The organism is Massilia sp. IC2-477 (assembly GCF_020707265.1).
Lineage (GTDB): Bacteria > Pseudomonadota > Gammaproteobacteria > Burkholderiales > Burkholderiaceae_D > Telluria.
Genome location: NZ_JAJFEQ010000005.1, coordinates 35,864 through 61,766 on the forward strand (window position 1 = coordinate 35,864; position 25,903 = coordinate 61,766).

Here is a 25,903-nt window from a genome sequence, read left to right on the forward strand (position 1 = left end):
AGTTACCGTAGCTGCGCCACGTCAGACCGACATCCAACAAACCCGGGCGGAAGAGCATCTGCCGGTAGCTGGACATCTAGTTGAATGAGGGATGGTGGGTAGTCGCTACGGCAAATGTGTGAATGGTTAAACTTCCAAATTATAGCGCAGATTGCCCTTATTCGGCAATGCAGCAATTTTAGAAAAGGGCCTAGATTTTGCCCAGATGTGCGCAAAAGCGGCGCGCGAAGCGCTGTTTGCTGCTTTCACGAAATAAAAGAAAAGCGCCCGCAGGCTAATGCCGGTCACTTAAAAGCCGCGGCTCATCCGTAGGGTGGGCGGGTCTCCCGCCCACGCGGTCAAATTACAGTACCGCAGCTCGTACGGCTGTTCATATTGCAACTACACCGCGTGGGCGGGGGACCCGCCCACCCTACAACTGCTTTCACGAAATAAAAGAAAAGCGCCCGCAGGCGCCTTTCCGGAACAACCAGGTAACAGGATGGGGCTTATACCGCGGTCAAGGCAGCGATGCCGGCCTTGGCGACCTGCGCATCTTCGTTCGACTTCACGCCCGATACGCCGACCGCACCGATGACATGGCCGTCGACGATCACCGGCACGCCGCCTTCGAGCATGCCTTCCAGCTCGGGCGCCGACAGGAAGGACATGCGGCCGTTGTTGATCACGTCCTCATAGACCTTCGATTCGCGGCGGCCGAGCGCGGCGGTCTTGGCCTTGGCCGGGGCGATGTAGGACGAGGTCGCCGCAGCGCCGTCCAGGCGCTGGAACCACAGCAGGTGGCCGCCGTCGTCCACGATGGCGAAGGACACGGCCCAGTTGTTGCGCAGCGCTTCGGCTTCAGCGCCCGCAGCGATCTTCTTGACGTCTTCCAGGGTGAGGTAAGGCTTGGTTTGCATAGGGCTTCCTGTTTATTGTGGTGCTTGTTGCTTGGCCTTGAGCTTGGCCTTGATCTGCGGCATCACGGCTGCGGCCGCCTGCTCGCCGGCGAGGATCGCCAGGTTCCGGTTACTGAAATCGGCGCTGCCCATGTTACCGAGGTTCGGCGTGATGACCACGTCCGCTTCCTTCAGCTCGAAATGGTTGAGGCGCTGGCCCATGATGCTGAAGGTCTGCATCAGGACGTCGAGCGAACTGGCGGTGGCCGCCCCTTCGGTCGCGCTCGAGATGTTCACGGCGATAATGAAATCAGCACCCATGTCCTTGGTAAACTTGACCGGCACCGGCGCCACCAGGCCGCCGTCGACGTAAGTATTCGCACCGATCTTGACCGGCTGGAACACGCTCGGCACGGCGGACGAGGCGCGCACGGCCATGCCGGTATTGCCCTTGTTAAAGAGAATCGGCTTGCCGGTCTTGAGGTCGGTGGCCACGGCGCCGAAGCGGATCTTCAGGCGCTCCATCGGCACATTGCCGATCGCCTTGTTGACGTAACTCTGCAGCGCCTCCCCTTTCAGCACGCCGGTGGACTTGCCGAACAGCGGCAGCGCCCAGTCGGAGATGGTCGCTTCGTCCATCGCCAGCGCCGTCTTCTGCAGGGTAAAGCCGTTCATGCCGGAAGCGTACAGGGAGCCGACCACCGAGCCGGCGCTGGTGCCGACCACGATCTCGGGCACGATGCCCTGGGCTTCCAGCGCCTTGATGACGCCGATGTGGGCGAAGCCGCGGGCGGCGCCGCCACCGAGGGCGAGGCCGATTTTCACCTTGCGCGGCGGCGCGGGCGGGGTCACCTGCTGGACGACCGGCGTGGCGGGCGGCGGGGTCGGGGTGCTGCCGCAGGCGCTCAGAAGCAGCGCGGCGCAGGCGATCAGGGAGCTACGACGAGAGTACATATGGCGTGCCGAAAAGAACGAGGCACGATTGTAACCTGAGTGCGCCGCATCTCGAACAGCTCAGCTTGTCGGTGCCGGCTTCTCTCCTTGGGATGACTGTCCAGCTCGCTTGCCTTTGCCAGATCTGCCACGTTTGGCGTGCTTGTCGGCGGGGGCGGGTTCAACCCGCAGCTCCTGGGACAAGCGGCCCATGAAATGATCCACAGCCCTTGCAGGGACGCGCAGGTGTTCGACGATGGTGTGATGCCGTTGCCATGCTCTACCCCCATCCGACCGGATCTCCGTCACCTCCACGGATATGAAAGTCTCGGCCCTGCCGGCATACAGCACGACTTTGGCATGGCAGTTGCGTTGCGAATTCAGCGGCGACAAGGCCGCCAGCAGCGCTTCTGGGTGCCTGACAAGATGTTCACGTGCCTTCAGTAAGGTCACTCCCGCGAACTCCTGCGGAAGGCAAATGGGTGTCACCCATTGTCCCGAGGCTTCGCAGAACGGTTTGCCGGCCTGCGCGAAACCTGCCTGTTGGGGCATGAGCAGGAGCATGCCGAGTTCGACCAGCCACGCGACTGCGCGCAAGAACTGATCGTCCAGGTGATTTGTCCATCCGGCTACCGCCCCGGCGGCAGCAAATCCCTGAGAGAGTGCTCCGGGCGTGGAAAATAGATCGGTGATCGCCATCGCGATCGATTGGCCAGGCATCTCCCGGACGCCGTCGTAGCACGCCAGGACGATCCAGAATATCCACTGCACCAGCCAGGCAGACATGCCAACGACGAGGCCGAACTGCCTCATCAGCCCTGGGTTGCGAACCTTGGCAAGAAGACAGGCTGCGCGCACCACCAGCACAAGCCAGAACGCGAAGGCCCATGTCAATAGGATGCTGAGACACCACCGGTCAGCCAGCGTAACAAAAGCGTACAGGAAGGCCCCGAACGCGCCACAGCAACAGGAAAAGACGAGCGCGAGGCCGGTTTGCACTGGCACCCGGCCCGCCGGCTGGTAAGTGGCTGATCTCATGGTGGGCTGATTCAGGCTGCCGGCGGCACAAGGTGCTGTGCGAGCAGCTTAGGCCTGCGCTGGCGCCCGTTGAAGCCAGTCCATCAGCTCCGCCTTGCCCCGCTCGTCCAGATCCGGAAGCATCGATGCATACCATTCCCGCGTTGCGCCCTTGTCCAGGACCTTATCGACGATCTCCGCGCTTTTTTCCAGAAACACGTGGAATAAGGGCATGCGATGTCCGAACAGGAAGGTCGGGTCGGTCACGTGCAGGTGCGTGTACCAATCCCGCAGCTGTTCCAGCAACGGCATGGCGGCATGTACGTGATTTGCCCTGCTCAGGGCAGAGAGCATATTGGTCAGTATCGAGATGCCGGACATCTCCTCCGACTCTGCATTGAGTGCGCGCGCGCGCTCCGCCCATTCCATTCCCTGCTCGACCTGATCGGCCATGACCGAGCTGGTTGCACACTGCAAGGCATTATGCGCACTCGACTCGCAGGCAAACAATGCCTGCCAGTAGGCGGTAGCCTTCGGCCATTGCGCGGTTTCCGAACATACGATTGCACAGATGCGGTTGGCATCGCAATACAAATGATTGTTTAGGGACGCGATAAACGGCAATGCTTCCTCATAGGCGGCTTGAAACTCGCCTGCTTGCAGGTGGGTGATGGCACTGGCAAGTTCGGGGGGATCGGCCTGCTGCATCCCGGCCGAACTGATTGCGGCAAGCAACGCGTCCAGCTCGACCTTTGGTACACGCAAGTACGTGCCGGGCGAGCTTTCAACGACGTGCTCCTGTTGATGCTCGCCTCTTATCTCGACGGTTACGAAGGACACCAGGATTTCACTGCCTGTGCCGCGATACACCCGCAATCTTGAAAATTTCTTGCTCGCTTCGTCGGGTTCCCGGACAAGAACATTCGCCAGGGAGGCCGATGATTCCGTTATGAAGTGCATGAGCGCAGCCTTGCCGACCAGCTTCAACTTCTCTGGTAACTCGTCATATTCCGCCCATCTGCCGGTCGACTCGTCAAAGAGCTCTTCCGCACGCATTTTCCCCAGATAGTGCGGAAAAAAGAGCAAGGTCCATAATTCGCCAAACCACGCCAACACCATCACGGACTTGGTGAGCCAGTTCTCGGCCGACCAGATGTTCAGGACTTGATTGAAGGCCGTGGCGGGATGGCTTGCCATGTGGAGGGCGCCGGCCAAAAGCGCTGCACTACTTTGGTCGGCATCTGCCTGCAAGGCTATCCACACTGGCCATTGGATCAACCATGCGAACAGGCCAAGCAAAAGGCCGAACAATCCGGCCCACCATGGATTTCGAACCCTGGCGTTCGCGCAGACGCGTTTCACCAAATGCGTTAGCAGGAATGCAAAAGCGAAGCAAATGAAGAAGTTGAAGAAGAATGGCAGCAGGTGGATGAGCCAGGCATACAGGGCTGCTGCCGGAGGCGTCAGGGCGAAACAGCCCAGTGCCGGGGGCATGACACTGCGTGGAACAACACCTGAAGGCTGGTAGACGGAATAGGACATGGGAGTGGGAGATAGTGAGCGAATCGTCGGCGAATGCACCGCTACAGAATCTACTCTCCCTCAAGGCGCAGCTATTGCCTGAGCGCAATATTATCGAACGCCCGATTGGCTGGTCTTGCGCGAACGCTGCACTCCAGAAAACTTTGACAGTACGATGAATCACCAAGGGTGTCTTGCTCTCGTAAGCGGGAGCGCGTCCGAAGCGATCCCCCCGTCCGGGCCCCTTAGCAATCATTGCGCTACCAGAACGATTCTTTCATTGCATGGATATCTCATGATTCACCGACTCGCACGGAGTTTGCCTATCGCAATCGCAATGATGAACATCGTTGCCATCCCTGCTGCCGAATGTGGAAATTTGCATGGCCAGCAGATCGAGCCGATCGCGATCGATCCGCAAGAGGCAATCGCTCACGGCGGCACCGCCTATTCCGTTCGGTATGAACCACGCACCAGGACGATTGCGTTGTTGAACGGGCGAAAACGAATAGTCTTAAGCTCCGTGGTGAGAAATTTCGACCCGACCATAGTAGGTGCTGAACGGGTGATCGGGCTGCTACCGGAACACCTTCAGCTCTACCGGAACGCAAACGTGCTGGTGTATGTCTCTGCTATTCGGACCAGCGGCGGAGATGGAGGCGGATACTGTGGCGGTGGGTCGGAGACTTTCCTGAACTTCCTGGACGTGAGCAACCCGAAGCCCACCCAAAAGGCCAGCCTTCTCATTGCCAGCTGCGAACATTCAATCGAACTGTACGACCAAGATCTGCCGAAGGGAATTCTCGGCCTTCTATTGAACATCAATGGACGTCTGGCCATGCAGTTCCTATCTTACGGAGACCGCGAAGGCTCGCTCACTGCCGTCGTTTCAGTGGATTTCCGGACGCTCGAATTCCAGTGAAACTGCTGAGCGACTCACACGCGAGCATTGTTCTGCTCAGCAGTTACGCGCTCAGCCCGGCAGCGAAGTATTCGGCAGCACCGCCGTAAAAATACTGCCCTTCCCCGGTACCGAACTGACCTGCAGTCGGCCGCCGTGGCGCAGCAGGACGTGCTTGACGATCGCCAGCCCCAGGCCGGTGCCCTGGGTCTCGCGCGAGCGGCTCTTGTCCACCCGATAAAAGCGTTCGGTCAGGCGCGAGATGTGGATCGGTTCGATGCCGATGCCGCAGTCGGTGACCGAGAAGCGCAGGTCGTCGGGGCCGCGGGTCCACGACAGGCGGATGGTGCCGCCGTTCGGCGAATAGCGCACCGCATTCGAGGCCAGGTTGGCAAAGGCGCTGCGCAGTTCTTCCAGGCTGCCCATCACGTCGGGGCCATCGATCTCGATGTCGACCTGGTGGCGGCCGCCGGACAGGGCGCGGGCTTCCGCGGCGACCGAATCGACCATCGCGCGCATGTCCACCCGCTCGCGCTTGAGCGGGAATTCGTCGGACTCCAGGCGCGACAGGGTCAGCATGTCGCCGATCAGGCGCTGCATGCGGTGCGCCTGTTCGGTCATCAGTTCCAGGTGGGCGGTACGGGTGGCCACGTCCAGGCCCGGGTCGGACATCGCGATCTCGAGGAAGCCAACGATCACCGTCAGCGGTGTGCGCAGTTCGTGCGAGGCGTTGGCGATGAAGTCGCGCCGCATGGCCTCGATGCGCTCGGTATCGGTGGCGTCGTGCGTCACCAGGATCTGGCGCCGGTTCTCGAAGGGGATGATGCGGCATTCGAGCTTGCGGCCACGGAAGGACAGCGTCAGCGGCTGCTCGTAGCGGCCCAGGATCACGTAGTCGATGAACTCGGGATGGCGCACCAGGTTAGTCACGCGCAGGCCCTTGTCGCGCGCCATGGTGAGACCGAGGTGGCGCTCGGCCGCCTCGTTGCACCATTCGAGGAACAGCACGTCGTCCATGATCGCCACGCCTTCCGGCAGCAGCTGCATCGCCTGGCGGAAGCGCGCCAGCCATTCGGCCATCTCGGCCTGGTGGCGCTCGTCCTCGCGCCGCAGGCGGTACAGGCGCGCAAAGACGTCGGTCCAGGCGCCCCACCCGTCCGGCAGGCGGCTCGAGTGCGGGTCGTTCAGCCATTCCCCCAGTTCGTGCAGGTAGCGCAGCTGGACGAACAGTGCGATCACCACGGCGGCCAGCGCGAACACGAGCGCGGACACCAGGTCGGACATCCACCACACGATGCCGGCGGCCGCGAACACGAGTCCCAGGCGCAGGACGGCCGGCACCCAGAACAGCAGCTTCGGATTGATGGAGCTCACCGTTTCGTCAGCCACGCGCCGCTCACTTCTCGGACAGCATGTAGCCGACGCTGCGCACGGTGCGGATCAGGCCATCTGCGCTCTTCAAGGCCTTGCGCAGCCGCAGCACGTGCACGTCGACCGTGCGCTCCTCGATCACGGCGTGGTCGCCCCACACCTTGTCGAGCAGCTGGGCGCGCGAGAACACGCGCTCGCGGTGGGCCATCAGGAACTTCAGCAGCTTGTATTCGGCGTTGCCGATGTCGATCTGCTGGTTCTCGACCGAGACCGTGCAGCTGTTCGGGTCGAGCACCACGGTGCCGGCGCGCAGGGGCGCTTCGGCCAGGTGCGGGCTCTTGCGGCGCAGCAGCGCGCGCGAGCGCGCCAGCAGCTCGCGCGGCGAGAAAGGCTTGGTGACGTAGTCGTCGGCGCCCGTGTTCAGGCCGGCGATCTTGTCCTCCTCCATGCTCTTCGCGGTCAGCATGATCACCGGGATCTCCTGGAAGTCACGGTCGCCGCGCAGGCGCGAGAGCAGGCGCAGGCCGCTCTGGTCGGGCAGCATCCAGTCCAGCAGCACCAGGTCGGGCTTGCCGCGCGTGATGCTGTCCCAGGCGCCGCCCACCGTGTCGGCGGTGCGGATGTCCCAGCCGGCTTCGCGCAGCGAATACTTCACCAGTTCGACGATCGCGGGTTCGTCTTCGACCAGCAGGACGCTCGTGTTGTCCGCCATGCCTAGTAGCCCGCCTGCTCGGTGACCACCGGCTTGCTGTGGCGGATGTCGCGGCCTTCGACCACGTAGATCACGTATTCGGCGATGTTCTTGGCGTGGTCGCCGATGCGCTCGATGGCCTTGGCCACCCACAGGGTATCCAGCGCCGACGAGATGGTGCGCGGGTCTTCCATCATGAAGGTGATCAGGTTGCGCAGGATGGTGCGGAATTCGTGGTCGATCACTTCGTCGGCCGCGATCATTTCCAGCGCCTGCTTGCCGTCCAGGCGCGCAAAGGCGTCGAGCGCATTGTGCAGCAGGTCGGTGGTGGCGCGCGCGATGGTGCGCACCATGTCGTAGTGGGCGAACGGGGTGCCGCCGCGCTCGTGCAGGCCCTTGGCGGTGCGCGCGATCTTCGAGGCTTCGTCGCCGATGCGTTCCAGGTCGGTGATGACCTTGATGGTGGCCATCACGGTGCGCAGGTCGTTCGCGGTCGGCTGGCGGCGCACGATCAGGTGGGAGCAGGCGTCGTCGAGCTGCACTTCGAGCTGGTTGACGGCCTGGTCGTCGGCGATCACGCGGTCGGCGCGCGCCGAATCGCCCACGCGGAAGCATTCGATCGCTTCGTCGAACGCGGTTTCCACCATGCCGCCCATCAGCAGGACCTTGGATCGAATCGCTTCCAGTTCCTGATCATACTGTTTGGATGAATGCTCGCCCGTCATAACTGCTCTCCAATCTCGTAATCGTATTCTATTCTTGTGATCAGCCGAAGCGGCCGGTGATGTAGTCTTGCGTCTCTTTGCGGGCCGGATTCATGAAGATCTGGTCGGTCTCGCCGAATTCCACCAGCTCGCCCAGGTACATATAGGCAGTGTAATCGGAACAGCGGGCCGCCTGCTGCATGTTGTGGGTCACGATGGTGATCGTGTAATCCTGTTTCAGCTCGCTGATCAGTTCTTCGATCTTGGCGGTCGAAATCGGGTCGAGGGCCGAGGTCGGCTCGTCCAGCAGCAGGACGTCGGGTTTCACCGCCACGCCGCGCGCGATGCACAGGCGCTGCTGCTGGCCGCCGGACAGCGACAGGCCGCTCTTATTCAGCTTGTCCTTGGCTTCTTCCCACAACGCCGCCTTCTTCAGCGCCCACTCGACGCGCTCGTCCATCTCGCCCTTGGACAGGTTCTCGTACAGGCGCACGCCGAAGGCGATGTTGTCGTAGATCGACATCGGGAACGGGGTCGGCTTCTGGAACACCATGCCGACTTTCGCGCGCAGCATGTTGACGTCCACGCCTGGCTCCAGGATGTTGCGGCCGCGGTAGAGGATCGAACCTTCGGCGCGCTGGCCCGGGTACAGGTCGTACATGCGGTTCAGGGTGCGCAGCAGGGTCGACTTGCCGCAGCCCGAAGGACCGATAAAGGCGGTCACCTGCTTGTCGTGGATGTCGAGCGACACGTTCTTCAGGCTCTGGGTCTTCCCGTAGAAGAAATTCAGCCCCTCGATCTCGATCGTCTTGGCTTTGGCGGCGCTAGGTGCCGTCTTGGTCATGGCTTGGGTCATCACGTTGGTCATTCCAAATAGGTTCGTTGTCGGTCAGCGCGGGGTCTTCTGGGTGAACAGGGTGCGCGACACGATGTTCAGGGCCAGCACGGTGAAGGTCACCAGCAGCGCGCCACCCCAGGCCAGCGAGCGCCAGTCGTCGTAGGGGCTCATCGCGTAGGTGTAGATCACCACCGGCAGGTTGGCCATCGGCTGGGTCATGTCGGTGCTGAAGAACTGGTTGTTCAGGGCGGTGAACAGCAGCGGCGCGGTTTCGCCCGAGACGCGGGCCACGGCCAGCAGCACGCCGGTGATCACGCCGGCCTTCACGGCGCGCAGGCGCACCGTCATCGCCACCTTCCAGTGCGGTGCGCCGAGGGCGTAGGCCGCTTCCAGCAGGCTGTTGGGCACCAGGCGCAGCATGTTGTCGGTGGTGCGCACCACGACCGGAATCGCGATCAGGGACAGCGCGATCGAGCCGGCATAGCCGGCGAAGTTGCCGACCTTCGAGACATACAGGGCGTACACGAACACGCCGATCACGATCGACGGCGCCGACAGCATGATGTCGGTGACGAAGCGCGTCACTTGCGCAAACTTGTTGTTCTCGCCGTATTCCGCCAGGTAGATGCCGGCCAGGATGCCGATCGGGGTGCTGACCAGGGTCGACAGGCCGACCATCATCAGGCTGCCGACGATGGCGTTGCGCAGGCCGCCCGGGCTGCCCGGGGCCGGCGTGTCCATCGTGAACAGGGCGGTCGACAGGCCGCCAAAGCCTTCCTTGACCAGGGTGGCCAGGATCCAGAGCAGCACCGCCAGGCCGAGGCCCATGGCAACGATCGACAGGAAGATGCCGATGCGGTGCGCCAGCAGGCGCTTGCGGTAGACAGGGTTTTTCACGGCGCCGTGCATTATTTGGTTCCTTCTTTGCGGGACATACCGATCAACATCAGCTTCGCGGCCGACAGCACGATGAAGGTGATGGCGAACAGGATCAGGCCGAGGGCGAACAGCGAAGACTGGTGCATCGCCGAGGTGGCTTCGTTGAACTCGTTGGCCAGGGTCGAGGAGATCGAATTACCGGCCGAGAACAGTGACCAGGACAGGTCGTGCGCGTTGCCGATCACGAAGGTGACGGCCATGGTCTCGCCCAGGGCGCGGCCCAGGCCCAGCATCACGCCGCCCACCACGCCGGTGCGGGTATAAGGCAGCACCACCTTGCGCACCACTTCCCACTTGGTGCAGCCGAGGCCATACGCCGATTCCTTCAGCACGGTCGGCACGACTTCGAACACGTCGCGCATCACGGACGCGATGAAGGGGATGATCATGATCGCCAGGATCAGGCCGGCGGTCAGGATGCCGATGCCCATGGTCGGGCCCTGGAACAGCTGGCCGATCACCGGCAGCTGGCCGATGGTGTTCTTCAGCAGCGGCTGCACGTGGTCGGCGAACAGCGGGGCGAACACGAAGAAGCCCCACATGCCGTAGATGATCGACGGGACGCCCGCCAGCAGCTCGACCGCAGTGCCCAGGGGACGGCGCAGCCAGGCCGGGCAGATCTCGGTGAGGAACAGGGCGATGCCGAAGCTGATCGGAAACGCCACCGCCAGCGCGATGATCGAGGTGGCGAGCGTACCCCAGATCGCGATCATGGCGCCGAACTGGTCACCCACCGGATCCCACTCGACCCGGGTGATGAAGGCGGGGCCGAATTCCTTCAGCGCCGGCGCCGCGCCGAGGAACAGGGAGACGATGATCCCGACCAGCACCAGGAGCACGGTGGCCGCGAACAGCAGGGTAAGTTTATGGAAGAGGAAGTCCTGGATGCGCTGCTTGCGCATGGTATTGCGCAGGGCCGCGGCCTGGCGGGCTTCGGTCTCGGATAAGGCCTGGCCGGTCAGCTCGTCCAGCGCGACGGAGGGTTGTACGCTCATGGCTATTTTGTCAATCTTCTTGGCAAACGGAAGGGCCGTACTGGCCGGCCCTTCCCTGCGCGGTTTCAATGATTACCAGATCGCCTTGCCCGATGCGTCTTTCACGTTGGCGCGCCAGGCGTCCTGCACCAGCTTGGTCACGCTATCCGGCATCGGCACATAGTCCAGCTCGACGGCGGAAGCGTCGCCGTTCTTGTAGGCCCAGTCGAAGAACTTCAGGACTTCCTTGCCGCGGTTTCCGTCAGCCTGGCTCTTGTGCACCAGGATGTAGGAGACACCGGTGATCGGCCAGCTGGCCTTGCCCGGCTGGTTGGTCAGCACCACGGCGAAGCCCGGGGTACCGGTCCAGTTGGCGCCGGCGGCCGCGGCCTTGAAGGCTTCGTCGTCCGGCTGCAGGAAGGCGCCATCCTTGTTCTGCAGCTGGGTGTGCTGCATCTTGTTGCGCTTGGCGTAGGCCCACTCGACGTAGCCGATCGCGCCCTTGATGCGCTGCACGTTGGCGGCCACGCCTTCGTTGCCCTTGCCGCCCACGCCCACGGCCCACTTGACGGTGGTGCCGGCGCCGATCTTGGCCTTGAATTCAGGGCTCATCTGCGACAGGTAGTCGGTGAACAGGAAAGAGGTGCCCGAGCTGTCCGCGCGGCGCACGACGGTGATGTCGTCGCTAGGTAGCTTGACGCCCGGGTTCAGCGCGGCGATCGGCTGGGCGTTCCATTTGGTGATCTTGCCCAGGTAGATATCGGCCAGCACCGGACCGGTCAGCTTGATCTGGCCCGGGGCGGTGCCCGGCACGTTCACGACCGGGACCACGCCGCCCATGATGGCCGGGAACTGGAACAGGCCGGCGCTGGTGAGCTCGGCGGCCGGCAGCGGCATGTCGGAGGCGCCGAAGTCCACGGTCTTGGCCTTGATCTGCTTGATGCCCGCGCCCGAACCGACCGACTGGTAATTCAGGCCGGTGCCGGAGGCTTTCTGGTACAGCTCGGCCCACTTGGCGTAGACCGGATACGGGAACGTGGCGCCGGCGCCGGTGATGGTGGCTGCCTGCACGTTGGCGGCGAGGCTGGCGGCTGCGATAGCGATGGAGGCGAACAGGTGCTTCATGCGCATGATGGATCCTTTCGAGAGGTCCGGGATTCGGTCCCGTTTCATTGACGCTGCGAAGTCTACTGGCCGAATATGACAAGTTGATGACAGATGAAATAATCGGCGTCACACAGAGCGAAAGCCGTGCGTCATGCGGCCGGGTTGGCGGGGGCGCGCCAACGCGATTGTGACAGCTCCCGACGCCTCCGAAGCAGGCCGATCCGATGTAAAAATATTCACGCAAGCGGCAGCCTGGCGACCTTGTAAATACGAAGCGGTCTGCTAAGCTGAAAGCGTATCTTTACAGGGAGGGGATGCTGAAAAGCGTTCGTATGTATGTTGAGTGTTATGGTGTTTGGCATACTCAGCGGCCTGGTGGGTCTCGTGGCTTTCGAGATCTGGCAGGAAGTGCAGGGTAGCCGGGATGGCTTGTACGATCACTATCACGAATAGTGCCGGTCCGATTCTCCGGACCATGTCATAAAGCGACAAAACGGCGAGGCCCAGAGGGCACTCGCCGTTTTGCTTGTGAAGCGGATCGGTATCAGCGCAGGAAGCGCGCCACCGCCGTCATCGCCGCCAGTTCCAGGTTCAGGAACTGGAAGCCGACCTTGAATTCGCCATTACTGAAGATGCAATACAGCGCCTTGGCGCGCGCGCTGATCGGGACTTGCTTGCCGTCGACCAGCAGGTCGAAGCTGACCTGCCCGGTCTGTCCGACCAGCAGCGGGTCCGGCAGGTTGATGCTGACGCCGTTGGCGCCCAGGTCGCTGGTGCGGCCGCTGACGGGCGCCGCGCCTTCCATCGCGACGCGCGCCCGCACGCGCAGCACCTTGCGTTCGGATTTTCTTTGTTCTGTAAACACGTTAAGCCATTGAGAATACGGTTGAGCCAGGCGCTATTATAAAAGCTCGGCCGCGCATTTAGTCCAGTTCGCGCAGCTTGGTAAACGCCTCGTCGATACGCTCCACCGCCACGATGGTCATGCCCTCGATCTTCTGCTTCGGTACGTTGGCCTTCGGGATCACGGCGACCGAGAAACCGAGCTTGGCCGCCTCGCGCAGGCGCTCCTGGCCGCGCGGCGCCGGACGGATTTCGCCGGCCAAGCCGACCTCGCCGAACACCACCAGCCCACGCGGCAGCGGCTTGTTGCGCATCGACGAGTTGATCGCCAGGAGCACGGCCAGGTCGGCCGCCGGTTCGGTGATCTTCACCCCACCCACGGCATTGATGAACACGTCCTGGTCGAAGGCGGCGATGCCGGCATGGCGGTGCAGCACCGCCAGCAGCATGGCCAGGCGATTCTGTTCCAGGCCCACCGACAGCCGGCGCGCGTTCGGCAGGTGGCTGGCGTCGACCAGGGCCTGGATCTCGACCAGCAAGGGACGCGTGCCCTCCTGGGTCACCATCACGCAGGAGCCCGGCACCTGGCTGTCGTGCTGCGACAGGAACAGGGCGGACGGGTTCGACACGCCCTTCAGGCCCTTTTCCGTCATCGCGAACACGCCCAGCTCGTTGACGGCGCCGAAGCGGTTCTTGATCGCCCGCACCAGGCGGAAGCTCGACTGGGTATCGCCTTCGAAATACAGCACGGTGTCGACGATGTGCTCGAGCACGCGCGGACCGGCCAGCGCGCCCTCTTTCGTCACGTGGCCAACCAGGATGATGGTCACCCCGGTCTGCTTGGCCACGCGGGTGAGCTGGGCCGCGCATTCGCGCACCTGGGCCACCGAGCCCGGCGCCGACGTCAGCGCGTCGGAATACAGGGTCTGGATCGAGTCGATCACCGCCACTTCAGGCTTCAGGTCAGCCAGGGTGCCGAGGATTTTTTCTAACTGGATCTCGGCCTGGAGCTTGAGTTCGGCCGAGTCCACCGACAGGCGGCGCGCCCGCAGCGCGATCTGGGCGCCGGATTCCTCGCCGCTGACATATAGCGTGTTGCGGGTGGCGGCCAGGTTGGCCAGGGCCTGCAGCAGCAGGGTCGACTTGCCGATACCGGGGTCGCCGCCGATCAGCACCACGCCGCCCGCCACCAGGCCGCCGCCCAGCACGCGATCGAATTCCTCGATGCCGGTGCCGAAGCGCGGCACGTCGAGGGCTTCGATGTCCTTCAGGGACAGCACCGGCGCGGTCTGCGCCAGGGCCTTGTGGGCGGTCTGGGACATGCGGTTGACGCCGGGAGCGTCGACCACGGTTTCCACCATCGTGTTCCAGGCCTTGCAATCCGGGCACTGGCCGGACCAGCGGCTGGCGACGCCGCCACACTCGCTGCAGACAAAAGAGGTACGTGCCTTAGCCATCGCTTCCCATTCTTCCTTCAAGTACGCGCACCCGCGGGGCGAGTGCGCACATCAGTTCATAGCCGATCGTGCCGGCGGCCTGGGCCACCTCGTCGATCGGCAGGCCGTCGCCCCATAGCAGCACCTTGCTGCCGACCCGGGCATTGGGCACCGGGGTGAGATCCACCGTCATCATATCCATCGACACCCGGCCCACCAGAGTGGTTCGCCTGCCGTCGACGATCACCGGGGTGCCGTGCGGCGCGTGGCGCGGGTAGCCGTCGGCATAGCCGCAGGCCACCACCCCCACCGTCATCGGCCCCGGCGCTTCGAAACGGCTGCCGTAGCCGACCGTCTCGCCCGCCTCCAGCTGCTGGATCCCGATGATCTCCGAGCGCAGGGTCATGGTCGGACGCAGGCCGTAGTCCGCCGCCGCCCGTCCGCCCGGGGTGCCGCCGTACAGCATGATGCCGGGGCGGACCCAGTCGTTCGACAGCATGCCGGCCAGCTCGGCGCCGTGCAGCACACCGCCGGAATTCGACAGGCTGCGCTCGCCCGGCAAGTCGCCCGCGCCATACTGGAAGCGGCGCACCTGTTCGGCGATGGTCAGGCGCGGGTGCTCCAGCTCGTCCGCATTGGCGAAGTGGGTCATGTGGGTGATGTTGCGGATGCCCGGGATGGCGCGCAGGCGCTTGTACGCGGCCGCGTACTCGTCCGGCGTAAAGCCCAGGCGGTTCATCCCCGTATTCATCTTCAGGTGCACGTCGATCGGGCGGTACAGCTGGGTATATTCCAGCATCTTGACCTGCTCGATGTTGTGGACCGTACTATTGATATTGTGTTCGGCCAGCAGCGGCACGTCCGAGGCATCGAAAATCCCCTCCAGCAGCAGGATCGGCTTGATCCAGCCCGCTTCGCGCAGGCGCAGCGCGTTTTCGGTTTCCACCAAGGCCAGGCCGTCGGCCTGGGCAAAGCCGCGCATGCCGCGTTCGAGCCCGTGACCATAGGCGTTGGCCTTGACCACGGCCCAGATCTTCGCGAGCGGCGCCTCAGTGCGCACCCGGGACAGGTTGTGCTGCATCGAGTCGAGGTGGATGGTGGCGGAAAGCGGTCGGGGCATGGCAAAAACCGGCTTCGAGCGGTGTGGGGAACAAGGGGTCTATTTTACCGGACCGGGCCCGACTACGCTTTTGACATGGCGGGTTTTCTTTTGGCGCAGGGGGCATTCATGGTATAAAGCAACTCGGACCAGTTTTTACTCTTTTCGAATGAACCGTGGTTTTTATACCATCATGGCGGCGCAGTTCTTCTCGTCGCTGGCAGACAATGCGCTCCTCTTTGTTGCGATCCGTCTGCTGACGTCGATGAACGCCCCGGCTTCACTGACTCCCCTGCTGAAGCTGTCATTCGTACTCTTCTACGTACTGCTGGCCGCCTTCGTCGGCGCGTTCGCCGATTCGCTGCCCAAGGGCCGCGTGATGTTCATCGCGAACCTGATCAAGATTTCCGGCTGCGCGCTGATGTTCTTCGGCGTGCATCCGCTGCTGGCTTATGCCGTGGTCGGCTTCGGCGCTGCCGTCTATTCCCCTGCCAAGTACGGCATCCTGACCGAACTGCTGCCGCCCGAGAAGCTGGTGCCGGCCAATGGCTGGATCGAAGGCCTGACCGTGATGTCGATCATCCTCGGCACCGTGCTGGGCGGGACCCTGGCGGGCGAGCGCGGCTCCGCCTTCCTCCTCAGCCTCGGTGTGCCGGGCCTCGACACCGGCGCCCATGCCGCAATGAGCGTGGTGGTCGTGATCTACGTGCTGGCCGCCCTGTTCAACCTGCGCATCCCGGATACCGGCGCGCGCTACGAGCACCAAGAGCGCAATCCGGCCAAGCTGATCGCCGATTTCGCCAACTGCTCGGCCACCCTGTGGCGCGACAAGCTGGGCCAGATCTCGCTGGCCGTGACCACCCTGTTCTGGGGCGCCGGCGCAACCCTGCAGTTCATCGTGCTGGAATGGGCCGAGCGCTCGCTGCACATGCCGCTCGACAAGGCCAGCAACCTGATCGGCGTATTCGCGATCGGCGTGGCCCTGGGCGCGGCGATGGCCGCGCGCATGATCCCGCTGCGCAAGTCGCTGACCGTGATCCCGCTCGGGATCATCATGGGCCTGGTGGTCTGCATCATGATTTTCGTGACCTCGGTGACCCTGGCGTTCCCGCTGCTGGCCCTGATCGGCTTCCTGGCAGGCTTCTTCGTGGTGCCGATGAACGCCCTGCTGCAGCACCGCGGCCACGTCCTGATGAGCGCTGGCCACTCGATCGCGGTCCAGAACTTCAACGAGAACCTGTCGATCCTGACCATGCTGGCGCTGTACGCGATCATGATCACCTTGAACCTGGACCTGGACATCATCATCGTCCTGTTCGGCACCTCGCTGGCCGCTCTCATGTACTTCATCGGGCGCCGCCACGCGGCCAACCAGCGCGAGCACGATTCGCTGGCGCTGATCGGCGAGGAAAAACACTGATTCATTCCACGTATTACAGGGGCGCAAAACCTCTGTGATACGTATCACACGGCCTTGACCATCCGTCGTGCGGCGGCGCGCTCGCGCCAGTCGTTCGGCACGATGAAGCCGCGCTCGACTTCCTCGATCGTCCCCGGCGTGTAACGCACGCTGGATACCAGCACCGGCGTCGATGAGGTCTCGAACTGGGCCGACAGCTCGGCGTGGAGCTGGGCGCGACTGAGCATCCAGGTCGCCGACGCCGCCTTGAACGGCGCCAGCCACTGTAGGCGCGGCAGCATCAGGAATTCTTCACCCGCTAGCCCGTCGATCTCGTCCAGCGAGCACCAGAAACCGCGGCAATGGCCGGCGGCGATGCCGCGCATGTCGGGCCAGGAGCCGGCCGGGTAGAACAGCCAGCCCTTCACCAATGCCCGGGCCCTGGACACGGGACGCGGCAGCAGGGCCTGGGCGGCCGGATGCGCGCCCAGACTGAGCTGGCGCTCGAACACCTTGCGCATCTTGATCCCGAGGCTGTCGGCCAAGTTGGGACCGACCAAAGCATCGAATTGTTGGCCGCCCTCCCCGTCCAACAGGTAAAACTTGGTGGCGAACTCGATGTGCTCGAGCGCCTCGGCACCGTCTTCCAGCAGAAAGTCGAATTCGCCGATGGTGTCATTGGGGCTGGCGCGTACCTGCAGGCCGTGCGCCACCAGGCGGCCCTGCTCCTGGTAATAGACGGCCATCAGCTTTTCGGCATACAGGCCGAGGCGCGTGTAAATCTTGCCGCCCAGCGCCGCGTCGAGCGGCGCCGGATCGAAGTCGAGGCGCGCGAGCCAGTCGGCGACGTCAAGGCCTACCGGACCGATGGTGGCGATGCGGCCGGCCCATTGCGGGTCGTCGGCATCGAGCAGGTCCGGCGCGTCGAGCAGCCAGGCCAGCGCCCGCACCCGGGCGCGCCGCAGGTGGCCCCAGCGGCGGTGAAAGCCTTGCTGGTAGCTCTCAGCCGGCGCGTCCATGTTCGGATCGAGCGCGGCACAGGTCGGCCCAGGCCAGCGCCTTGTCGGGGCCCCGGCGCAGCAGTTCGCCCGGATGCAGGGTCGCCACCAGCGGCACCGCGCCCAGCGCATGCACCGCGCCGCGGCTGCCCGCGAGCGGCTCCGCCAGCGGTTTGCCGAGCAGGCCGTTGGCGGCCACCTGGCCCAGGGTCAGCACCAGGCCAGCGCCCGTCAGTTCGCGCTCGCGCTCCAGGAAGGGACGGCAGGCCGCCGCTTCTTCGAGGGTGGGCGCGCGGTCCCCGCCATTCGCATTCGCGGGACGGCATTTCACCAGGGCGGTCACGTACACATCGCTTTCCCTCGACATGCCGACCGCCGCCAGCATGTTGTCGAGCAGCTTGCCCGGCTCGCCCGTCATCGGCGAGCCCGCTTTTTCGTCCAGGGCGCTGGCGGTGCCTGCCGCGACCAGCCAGCGGGCCTGGCGCGCGCCGCTGCCCAGCACCGGCTTGCGCCCTTCGCTGCAGGCGCTGCAGTGCTTGCAGCTGGCAATGGCCTGGCGCAGCGCGGCCCAGTCCATGGTGGAGACATCGGCGCGTTCGGACTCGGCCACGTCGCCCCAGGCACTGTCCTCGACGGGCGGCGGCGTCCACGCGGGACGGACAGGCGCTTCGGCGACCTGGCGCGGCATCGGGGGTGGGGCCAGCGGCTGCGGCGCCTGCGGCGCGACCGCCTCGATCACGGCCACAGTCTCGGGCGCGGGTTCCGGGGCGGCAGCCGGCTCGGGCTGCGGCGCGGCGCGCGGGCTCCACAGCGGGCCGATGCCCATCTCGGCCAGGAAGGCCGCGTCGCGGTCGCTGATACGATTCACAAGTCGATCCTCATCACGATGGCGTCCTCGCGCTGGCCGCCATGCGCCGGATAATAGCCCTTGCGGCGGCCGATCTCGCGGTAGCCGTAGCGCCGGTAGACGGCCAGCGCGCGCTCGTTGGACGGGCGCACTTCCAGTAGCACCGAGGCCATGCCCTGCTCGCGCGCCCGCTCGCCGATCCGGTCCAGCAGGTGGCGTCCCAGGCCCTGGCGCTGGCGCCCGGCGGCGACTGCCACGTCCAGCAGGTGGGCTTCGTCCACCGCGTACATCAACAGATAATAACCAGCCAGGGCGCCCGATTCGTCGCGCGCAGTCCAGGCATCGTAGCCGCTGGCCAGCGACTCGCTGAAGTTGGCGCGGCTCCAGGGGTACGGGAACACGCTGCATTCGAGCGCGTGGACCTCGTCCACGTCGCTTGCTGCCATCGGCGCGAAGCGCAGGCGGGTGAGCTCAGTCAGCACCGTCATGCCCCGGCCTTTGCAGCATTGATCGCCTGGCGCTCGGCGCTGGTGTAGGCGACCTTGTTGCGCAGGTAGATCGGCTGGGCCTGGGCCGGCGGCACGGCCAGCCCCGCAGCCAGCGCCGGGGCGCCCAGCAGCGCCAGTTCGCGCGCGTGCGGCAGGATGTCGCGCAGTGCACCTTCGGCAAAGGGCTTGCCGGCAAACGCGTCCGGATAGGCGGAAAAACCATTGCCGCAGGCGGCCAGGCCGGCGGCCGGCAGCGGTGCGACGTCCTGCGGCGCGCACAGTGCGGGCGCGGCGACTTCGCGCCAGGCGCCGCGTGCGGCATCGAATGCATACTGGGCCCAGTAGACCTCACCCATGCGCGCATCCAGCACGGTCAGCACCTCGGTTGCCCCGGTACGTGCGCGGCAGCTTTCCGCCATCGCCTCGAGTGTCACCAGCGGCAGCACCGGCAGACTGGCGCCGAAGGCCAGGCCCTGGGCCACGCCGCAGGCGGTGCGCACGCCCGTGAAGGAGCCGGGACCGGCGCCAAACGCGACCGCGTCGCAGTCGGCCAGCTGGATCCCGGCTTCGCCCAGCAGTTCCTGCACCATGGGCAGGACCGATTGCGAATGGGTGCGCACGCCGGAAGTGGAACGGGCGATGACGTGGTCCCCGTCGAGCAGCGCGCAGGAGGCGAGCTCGGACGAGGTTTCGATGGCGAGAATCTTGGGCATGGCGTTATTTTACCTGCTCGGCCGAGCCTCGGCCACGTCGCGGCCACGGCGCGCGGACACAACACACGGTACAATCCGGCACATGCAAAGCCTGACCCTGGATTCCGACAACCGCGCCGCCATTGCCGCCGCCATCGACGGCGACAGCTTGATGGTCGCCTGCCTGTGCGCCGCCTGGTGCGGCACCTGCTCGTCCTACCGCGCCACCTTCGAGGAGCTGGCCACGCGCCACCCTGACAAGACTTTCGTCTGGATCGATATCGAAGACCAGGCCGACGTGGTCGGCGACCTGGACGTGGAAAACTTCCCCACCCTGCTGGTGCAGCGCGGCGATACGGTCGCCTTCTTCGGCACCATGCTGCCCGACGGCGCCGTGGCCGATCGCCTGGTGCAGGCGCAGGCCGCCGCCACGCTGGACGAGCTGGCGCGCCTGGCCGCGTCCAGCGAAGAGCGGCGCGGCTGGCAGCGCGACTGCAACCTGCGCGTGCTGCTCGCTGCGTAGGGTGGGCGGATTCTCCGCCCACGCGGTGATGGTTGTCGATTGAGCAGTCGCGTCGTCAGATCTAGTGTCAGCCGACCGCGTGGGCGTTCGTGTTTCAGGCCACTGGCCTGAAACACCCCGCCCACCCTACGCCAAGCGCAGCGGCAGGCTGCGCAGGCGCTGCCCCGTAAGCTTGAACACTGCCGACGCCACGGCCGGCGCAATCGGCGGCACCGCCGGCTCGCCGACACCTTCCGGATGCTCGGCGCTCGGCATGATGATGGTCTCGACATGCGGCGCCTCGTTCATGCGCAGCACCGGGTAGTCGCCGAAGTTCGACTGCTCTACCCGTCCCTCCTTGATCGTGATCTCTCCGTGCAGCGCGGCGGACAGGCCGAACAGCACGCCGGATTCCACCTGTTGGGCCACGATATTCGGGTTCACCACCAGCCCGCAATCGATCGCGCACACCACGCGGTGCACGCGGATCGTCGTGCCTTTCACTGACACTTCGGCCACCTGGGCCACCGTACTGCCGAATGAGCGGTGCAGCGCCACGCCATGGGCGCGCCCCGCTTGCGGCTGGCCGGCGCGCGCCACCGCCGCGTTCAGCACCGCCAGCGCGCGCGGGTGTTCCTTGAGCAGGGCGCGCCGGAATTCCACGCCGTCGCGTTTGGCCGCGTGCGCGACCTCGTCGAGGAAGCCCTCCTTGAAGAAGGCGTTATGCGAGTGCCCCACCGAGCGCCAGTAGCCCAGCGGCACCTTGCTGTCCACGATCACGTGGGCGATGCGCTGGTTGGCGATCGCATACTGCATGTCGTATTCGCCCTCGGCCGTGGTCTTGTCCGGCCCCACGCCGGGCAGCCCGAGGTTACGCGGGAAGTACTGGTGGCCGATGGCGCCGCTGGCCGACTTGTTGTCCCAGGCCAGGATGTTCCCCTGCGCGTCCAGGTGAGCGCGGAAACGCGCCAGCGCGGCCGGGCGGTAGACGTCGTTCTGGATGTCCTGTTCGCGGGTCCAGATCAGCTGCACCGGCTTGCCGTCCGCCGCCATCGCCACCGCGACCGCCTGCGCCACCATGTCGACCTCCAGCCGGCGCCCGAAGCCGCCGCCCAGCAGCATCACCTCGATCGCCACGTCGTCGCGGTCGACGCCGGCCGTGCGCGCCGCCACGTCCACCGCCACGCTCGGCACCTGGGTCGAGGCCCACAGGCGCACCTTGCCATCGACGACCTGGGCGGTGCAGTTAATAGGTTCCATCGCCGCATGCGCGAGAAAAGGAGCGCGGTATTCAGCGGACACCGTCAGCGCCACGCCAGCCACGTCCTGGGTGCCGCTTTCGTGGTACACGAAGCCGCTTTCCCCGTCGAGCGCACGCGCGAAGCCCTCGAACACGGTCTCGCTGGAGAGCCTCTCGGTGTCGACGCCTACCCAGGTGACCCGTAACGCTTCCAGCGCCTGCCTGGCCTGCCACCAGCTGGTGGCGAGTACGGCGACGCCGGCGCCGATGCCGCTGTTTTCGTCGCCCAGGCCCGGCGTCTGCACCAGTTTTAGCACGCCCGGCATCGAGGCCGCGGTGCGCTCGTAATCGGTCAGGACGACGCCGACCATGGGCGCCGTCTTCACGGCCGCGTAGAGCATGCCAGGCACGCGAGCATCGATGCCGAAGCGCGCGCTGCCATCGACCTTGGCGCGGCTGTCCAGGCGCGCCAGGGATTTGCCGATCAGGCGGAAGTCGCGCGGCTCCTTCAGGCGCACGTCGCCGGCTTCGATGCCTGCGCCCACGCGCGCCGCTTCTGCGGCAAGCGCGCCGTAGCCCAGGCGCCGCCCAGCCGCATCCAGCACGAAGCCGTCCTCGGTGCGCAGGCGCGCCACCGGCACCCGCCACTGCTCGGCCGCGGCCTTGAGCAGCATGGCGCGCGCCACCGCGCCCGCTTCGCGCATCGGGATCCAGGCATCCTTCACGCTGGTGGAGCCGCCGGTGAACATGATGCCCAGTTCGCGTCCCAGCTTGGCCATCAGCCACTGCGCGCCCTGGCGCGTGCTGCCGGCATCGTCGGGATGGAAGGGCAGGTTCTCGCGCAGCACCGTGAGGTTGGCGAAGATCTTGTCGATCGGCGCCTGCACGATGCGCACGCGATCGAGCGGAAGGTCGAGCTCCTCGGCCACCAGCATCGGCAGCGCGGTATGCACGCCCTGCCCCATCTCGCTGCGCGGCACCACCACCGACACCGTGCCGTCGGACGCGATCGCGATCCAGCCATTCAGCGCCACGACATCGTCGGCGACCGCCAGCGGATGCGCCGTATGCAGGCGCTGGCGCGGCGGCTGCACGCCCCAGCCGACCAGCAGCGCGCCGCCGGCGAGCACGCCGCCCAGCAGGAAGCGGCGGCGCGTCAGGCCGCGCCCCTTCGCCGCTTCCTCAGGCCTGGCTTGCTTCGGCTGCGCCGGCATCGTTCGATTCATCGTGTCGCTGTTCCTCTACCAGTCTCCAATGCGCCAGTATATCGCCTGGGGCCGCCGGGCGGCTGTAGAGATAGCCCTGGGCCAGCCGGCAGCCGTGGCGCAGCAGGAAGCCGGCCTGCTCTTCGTTCTCGACGCCTTCGGCCACCACCGCCAGGCCCAGGCTCTTGCCGAGCTGGATGATGGCCACCGCGATCGCCTCGTCGTTGGCATCGACCGAGATATCCTGGATGAAGCTGCGGTCGATCTTGAGCGTCTGTACCGGCAGCTGGCTCAGGTAGGCCAGCGAGGAGTAGCCGGTGCCGAAGTCGTCGATCGCCAGGCCGACGCCGATCGCCCGCAGGTCGTTGATGTGCTCCAGCGCGTCGCCGGTATTCATGATCACCGACTCGGTCACTTCCAGCTGCAGGCGGTCGGCGGCCAGGCCGGTCTCCTGCAGCACCGCGGCGACAGTCGGCGCAATGCTGCCGCGCTCGAACTGGCGCACCGACAGGTTGACCGCCATCTTCGGCACCCGCAGCCCGGCATCGTCCCAGGCCCGCATCTGGCGGCAGGCTTCGGCCAGCACCCACTGGCCCAGCTGGTTGATGAAACCGGTGTCCTCGGCCACCGGGACGAAGCGCACCGGCGGCACGTTGCCCAGTTCCGGGCTGGCCCAGCGCACCAGGGCCTCGACCCCGACCAGGCGCCCGCTCTCGATCTCGACCTGCGGCTGGTATGCCAGATAGATCTCGCTCTTCTCGATCGCGCGGCGCAGCAGGGTCTCCAGGCGCAGGCGCTCGACGCCCTCGCCGCTCATCGAGGGCGCGTAGAACTGGTAGCCGTTGCGGCCGCGCGCCTTGGCCTGGTACATCGCGACGTCGGCGTTCCGCACCAGCATGTTCAGGTCAGTGGCGTCCTGCGGATACAGGCTGATGCCTACGCTGCCGGTGACGAACAGCTCGTGGCCGGCCACGGTAAGCGGCTGCCCGAACAGGTGCATGAGCTTTTCCGCCACCTGGATCGCGCCGAAGGCGCCGTCGATGTCTTCCAGCAGCACGATGAATTCGTCGCCGCCCAGGCGCGCCAGGGTATCGCCCTCGCGCAGGCAGCGCGTCAGCGCAGCGGCGACTTGCTTGAGCAGCTCGTCGCCCACGTGGTGGCCGAGGGTGTCGTTGACGTTCTTGAAGCGGTCCAGGTCGATGAACAGCACCGCCAGCTCCTGCCCCTCGCGCCCGGCGCGCGCCATCGCGTGCTGCAGGCGGTCGTGGAACAGCAGCCGGTTCGGCAGCCCGGTCAGGGGGTCGTGGTGCGCCAGGTGATCGAGCTTTTCCTGCGATTCCTTGACCTTGGTGATGTCGCTGAACACGCAGACGTAGTGGGTCACCTCGTCGGCGTCGTTGCGCACCGCGGAAGCGGTGAGCCATTCGAGGTAGACCTCGCCATTCTTGCGGGTCTGCCAGCTTTCGCCGCGCCAGAAGCCGGTGTCGGCCAGGTCGCCCCACAGCTGCTGGTAGAAGCCCTCGTCGTGGCGGCCGGCGCGCGTCAGGCTCGATTGCTGGCCCAGGGCCTCGCGCTCGGTATAGCCGGTGATCTGGGTGAAGGCCGGGTTGGTGGCGACGATGCGCCCGGCCGGGTCGAGCACCATCACGCCGTCGGCGATGTGCTCGAGCACCGTGGCGGACAGGCGCAGCTTTTCCTCGGCCAGCTTGCGTTCGGTGATGTCGGCGAACACCCAGATGCTGCCTTCGTTCGGGCGCGCCGCGTCCAGCGCGCAGCCGCTGACCAGGAGCCAGAACACGCTGCCGTCGCCGCGGCGGAACTGGATTTCCTCACCGGCGTCGGTGCCGCTGGCGAGCCTCGGATACTTTTCCAGCCACAGGCGCTCGTACTCGGCGCGGCCCGGGAACAGGATCTCGGTCGAGCGGCCCACCATCTCCCCTTCGCCGTAGCCAAACAGTTCTTCGCTGCGCCGGTTGGCCGAGACGATGCGGCGCTCGCGCACGAACAGCACCCCGAACATGACGTTGTCCAGGATCGCGCCCTGCTCGGTCAGCAGGGCTTCGATGCGCATCTCGTCGTGCTTGCGTTCGCTGATGTCGTAGATGATGCCGTCGACGCGGAATTCCGCGCTGCCGGCTTCGCCCAGTGGCTGGCCGCTCTCGAGCACCCAGCGCTCGATGCCGCCGGCGTCGATGATGCGGTATTCGACCTCGTAGGGACTGCCCGCCTGCAGCGCATCGCGCACCACGTGACGGTGCATGCGGCGGTCTTCGGGATGGATGATGTCGGCCCAGTCGTCGGTGGTGGCCAGCATGAAGCGCTCGGCGGCATAACCCGAAATCTCCTCGATGGCGTCGCTGACGAAGTCGATGTGGCCGCCCGGCCGGGCGCGGAACACGGCCCCCGGCACCTGGGTGACGATGGTGCGGAACTGCTCCTCGCGCCGGCCGATGTCGGCGAACAGCTGGCCGATCGCGGTGCGCATTCCCTCCATCTGGGTGCCCAGGCGCCCCAGCTCGTCGTGGGCCGGCAACGCCAGCGGGGTGTCGAAGTCGCCGCGCGCCAGCCGGTCGGAGAAGCTGGTGAGCGTGCGCAGGGGCGAGAGCAGGCGGCGCTTGAAGAGCAGCGCGATCAAGAGCAGCGACACCACCAGCTGGAGCGCCAGCACCAGCGCGTAGTTGCGCTGCTTGGTGCGCAACTCCTGCTGGTAATAATAGTCGCCCATCTCGATCGCCACGTGGCCGATGGTCTGCCCGCGCACCACGATGGTCCGCTCGGCGCGGTAGGCGCGCGCACCCGGCAACAGCAGTGCACGCCGGTTGATGAGCTCATTCTGCGCCAGGTCGCGCACCGCCACGTGCACCACGGCCGGATCGCGCATGAAGGAATCGGCCAGCGCGCGTGCGGCTTCCAGGTTCATGTCCCATAATGATTCCTGGATGCCGAGCGCCAGCAGGTCGGCGTTGCGCTGCAGGGCGTCATTGAGGGTACGGGCGCTCGACTCGCGCTCGTGGACCCCGAGCAGCACGTAGCCGCCGACCAGCGCCGGCACCGCCAGCCCGAAGAAGACCACCAGCAGCAGCGCGCCGTAGATCGAGCGGCCGTACAGCTCGCGCAGCCTGGCGGGCAGCCGGCGAAGTGAAAATCGGGGCAAGGACATCGGTATTCGGGCTGCACCCTGCCAGCGGCAGGGATTTACGTATGGCAATTGATAACCCGATTATGCACCCCGTATGACCAAGAGTCAGCAAATAGCATGCCGCACCCGGTCGTCGTCTTT

General features: G+C 65.4%; 23 protein-coding genes. 3 read left to right on the forward strand and 20 right to left on the reverse strand.

Translation table 11 applies throughout. From position 1 onward, the window contains the following. Positions 1 to 488: 488 nt before the first annotated feature. The 4 genes from LK542_RS11365 to LK542_RS11380 are packed head-to-tail and all read right to left on the reverse strand — an operon-like array spanning position 489 to position 4,370. On the reverse strand, positions 489 to 899 hold the full coding sequence (locus LK542_RS11365) for a heme-binding protein (RefSeq protein WP_227800911.1): 411 nt from the start codon (positions 897 to 899) through the stop codon (positions 489 to 491). A 12-nt stretch (positions 900 to 911) separates the two neighbouring features. Beyond that, complete coding sequence (locus LK542_RS11370) at positions 912 to 1,832, reverse strand: patatin-like phospholipase family protein (RefSeq protein ID WP_227811991.1); 921 nt, start codon at positions 1,830 to 1,832, stop codon at positions 912 to 914. Between the two features lie 60 nt (positions 1,833 to 1,892). After that, positions 1,893 to 2,849 (reverse strand): hypothetical protein, encoded by a 957-nt coding sequence (locus LK542_RS11375; RefSeq protein ID WP_227811992.1) that lies wholly within the window; start codon positions 2,847 to 2,849, stop codon positions 1,893 to 1,895. Positions 2,850 to 2,897: 48 nt separating this feature from the next. Continuing rightward, on the reverse strand, positions 2,898 to 4,370 hold the full coding sequence (locus LK542_RS11380) for a hypothetical protein (RefSeq protein WP_227811993.1): 1,473 nt from the start codon (positions 4,368 to 4,370) through the stop codon (positions 2,898 to 2,900). 274 nt (positions 4,371 to 4,644) lie between these two features. Here LK542_RS11380 and LK542_RS11385 point away from each other — a divergent pair, with 274 nt between their 5' ends. After that, complete coding sequence (locus LK542_RS11385) at positions 4,645 to 5,271, forward strand: hypothetical protein (protein ID WP_227811994.1); 627 nt, start codon at positions 4,645 to 4,647, stop codon at positions 5,269 to 5,271. A gap of 51 nt (positions 5,272 to 5,322) precedes the next feature. Here the strand turns inward: LK542_RS11385 and phoR are convergent, their stop codons facing one another. From phoR to alr, 10 genes are all read right to left on the reverse strand, one after another. Then, positions 5,323 to 6,615, reverse strand: coding sequence for a phosphate regulon sensor histidine kinase PhoR (gene phoR, locus LK542_RS11390; protein ID WP_227812254.1), 1,293 nt, complete (start codon positions 6,613 to 6,615; stop codon positions 5,323 to 5,325). A 31-nt stretch (positions 6,616 to 6,646) separates the two neighbouring features. Then, positions 6,647 to 7,333, reverse strand: a complete 687-nt coding sequence (locus tag LK542_RS11395) for a response regulator (RefSeq protein WP_227811995.1) — start codon at positions 7,331 to 7,333, stop codon at positions 6,647 to 6,649. A 2-nt stretch (positions 7,334 to 7,335) separates the two neighbouring features. Further along, positions 7,336 to 8,037 (reverse strand): phosphate signaling complex protein PhoU, encoded by a 702-nt coding sequence (phoU, locus tag LK542_RS11400; RefSeq protein ID WP_227800908.1) that lies wholly within the window; start codon positions 8,035 to 8,037, stop codon positions 7,336 to 7,338. A gap of 40 nt (positions 8,038 to 8,077) precedes the next feature. Continuing rightward, positions 8,078 to 8,872, reverse strand: a complete 795-nt coding sequence (pstB, locus tag LK542_RS11405; protein WP_373889539.1) for a phosphate ABC transporter ATP-binding protein PstB — start codon at positions 8,870 to 8,872, stop codon at positions 8,078 to 8,080. A 33-nt stretch (positions 8,873 to 8,905) separates the two neighbouring features. Then, on the reverse strand, positions 8,906 to 9,763 hold the full coding sequence (pstA, locus tag LK542_RS11410) for a phosphate ABC transporter permease PstA (protein WP_227811996.1): 858 nt from the start codon (positions 9,761 to 9,763) through the stop codon (positions 8,906 to 8,908). Beyond that, positions 9,763 to 10,788: a phosphate ABC transporter permease subunit PstC gene (pstC, locus tag LK542_RS11415; RefSeq protein WP_373889530.1), complete on the reverse strand. Its 1,026-nt coding sequence runs from the start codon at positions 10,786 to 10,788 to the stop codon at positions 9,763 to 9,765. Before pstC ends, pstA begins: the two co-directional genes overlap by 1 nt. Positions 10,789 to 10,860: 72 nt before the next feature. After that, entirely contained in the window at positions 10,861 to 11,898 is a 1,038-nt protein-coding gene (gene pstS / locus LK542_RS11420; RefSeq protein ID WP_227811997.1) for a phosphate ABC transporter substrate-binding protein PstS, read from the reverse strand. Between the two features lie 520 nt (positions 11,899 to 12,418). Next, a complete protein-coding gene (locus LK542_RS11425; RefSeq protein ID WP_227800905.1) occupies positions 12,419 to 12,739 on the reverse strand; it encodes a PilZ domain-containing protein in 321 nt (106 codons plus the stop codon). Positions 12,740 to 12,797: 58 nt separating this feature from the next. Next, on the reverse strand, positions 12,798 to 14,174 hold the full coding sequence (gene radA / locus LK542_RS11430) for a DNA repair protein RadA (protein WP_227811998.1): 1,377 nt from the start codon (positions 14,172 to 14,174) through the stop codon (positions 12,798 to 12,800). Next, positions 14,167 to 15,273: an alanine racemase gene (gene alr / locus LK542_RS11435; RefSeq protein WP_227811999.1), complete on the reverse strand. Its 1,107-nt coding sequence runs from the start codon at positions 15,271 to 15,273 to the stop codon at positions 14,167 to 14,169. The genes radA and alr overlap by 8 nt, the downstream gene beginning before the upstream one ends. A 148-nt stretch (positions 15,274 to 15,421) precedes the next feature. Between alr and lplT the strand changes: the two genes are divergently transcribed. After that, complete coding sequence (gene lplT, locus LK542_RS11440; protein WP_227812000.1) at positions 15,422 to 16,672, forward strand: lysophospholipid transporter LplT; 1,251 nt, start codon at positions 15,422 to 15,424, stop codon at positions 16,670 to 16,672. A gap of 44 nt (positions 16,673 to 16,716) precedes the next feature. Here the strand turns inward: lplT and LK542_RS11445 are convergent, their stop codons facing one another. The 4 genes from LK542_RS11445 to tsaB are packed head-to-tail and all read right to left on the reverse strand — an operon-like array spanning position 16,717 to position 19,697. After that, the gene (locus LK542_RS11445; protein ID WP_227812001.1) at positions 16,717 to 17,670 is read right to left on the reverse strand and encodes a DUF1853 family protein; all 954 of its coding nucleotides are present in this window, start codon (positions 17,668 to 17,670) and stop codon (positions 16,717 to 16,719) included. Next, positions 17,654 to 18,517, reverse strand: a complete 864-nt coding sequence (locus tag LK542_RS11450; RefSeq protein ID WP_227812002.1) for a uracil-DNA glycosylase — start codon at positions 18,515 to 18,517, stop codon at positions 17,654 to 17,656. Before LK542_RS11450 ends, LK542_RS11445 begins: the two co-directional genes overlap by 17 nt. Further along, a complete protein-coding gene (gene rimI / locus LK542_RS11455) occupies positions 18,514 to 18,984 on the reverse strand; it encodes a ribosomal protein S18-alanine N-acetyltransferase (protein WP_227812003.1) in 471 nt (156 codons plus the stop codon). The genes LK542_RS11450 and rimI overlap by 4 nt, the downstream gene beginning before the upstream one ends. Next, positions 18,981 to 19,697: a tRNA (adenosine(37)-N6)-threonylcarbamoyltransferase complex dimerization subunit type 1 TsaB gene (tsaB, locus tag LK542_RS11460; RefSeq protein WP_227812004.1), complete on the reverse strand. Its 717-nt coding sequence runs from the start codon at positions 19,695 to 19,697 to the stop codon at positions 18,981 to 18,983. The genes rimI and tsaB overlap by 4 nt, the downstream gene beginning before the upstream one ends. An 82-nt stretch (positions 19,698 to 19,779) precedes the next feature. Between tsaB and LK542_RS11465 the strand changes: the two genes are divergently transcribed. After that, positions 19,780 to 20,199 (forward strand): thioredoxin family protein, encoded by a 420-nt coding sequence (locus LK542_RS11465; RefSeq protein WP_227800897.1) that lies wholly within the window; start codon positions 19,780 to 19,782, stop codon positions 20,197 to 20,199. Positions 20,200 to 20,325: 126 nt separating this feature from the next. Here the strand turns inward: LK542_RS11465 and LK542_RS11470 are convergent, their stop codons facing one another. Together LK542_RS11470 and LK542_RS11475 are read right to left on the reverse strand one after the other, a co-directional pair. Next, positions 20,326 to 22,632 carry a xanthine dehydrogenase family protein molybdopterin-binding subunit gene (locus LK542_RS11470; RefSeq protein ID WP_227812255.1) on the reverse strand — a complete coding sequence of 769 codons (2,307 nt, stop codon included), beginning with the start codon at positions 22,630 to 22,632 and terminating at the stop codon, positions 20,326 to 20,328. Beyond that, positions 22,601 to 25,783 (reverse strand): EAL domain-containing protein, encoded by a 3,183-nt coding sequence (locus tag LK542_RS11475; protein ID WP_227812005.1) that lies wholly within the window; start codon positions 25,781 to 25,783, stop codon positions 22,601 to 22,603. Before LK542_RS11475 ends, LK542_RS11470 begins: the two co-directional genes overlap by 32 nt. Positions 25,784 to 25,903 lie beyond the last annotated feature (120 nt).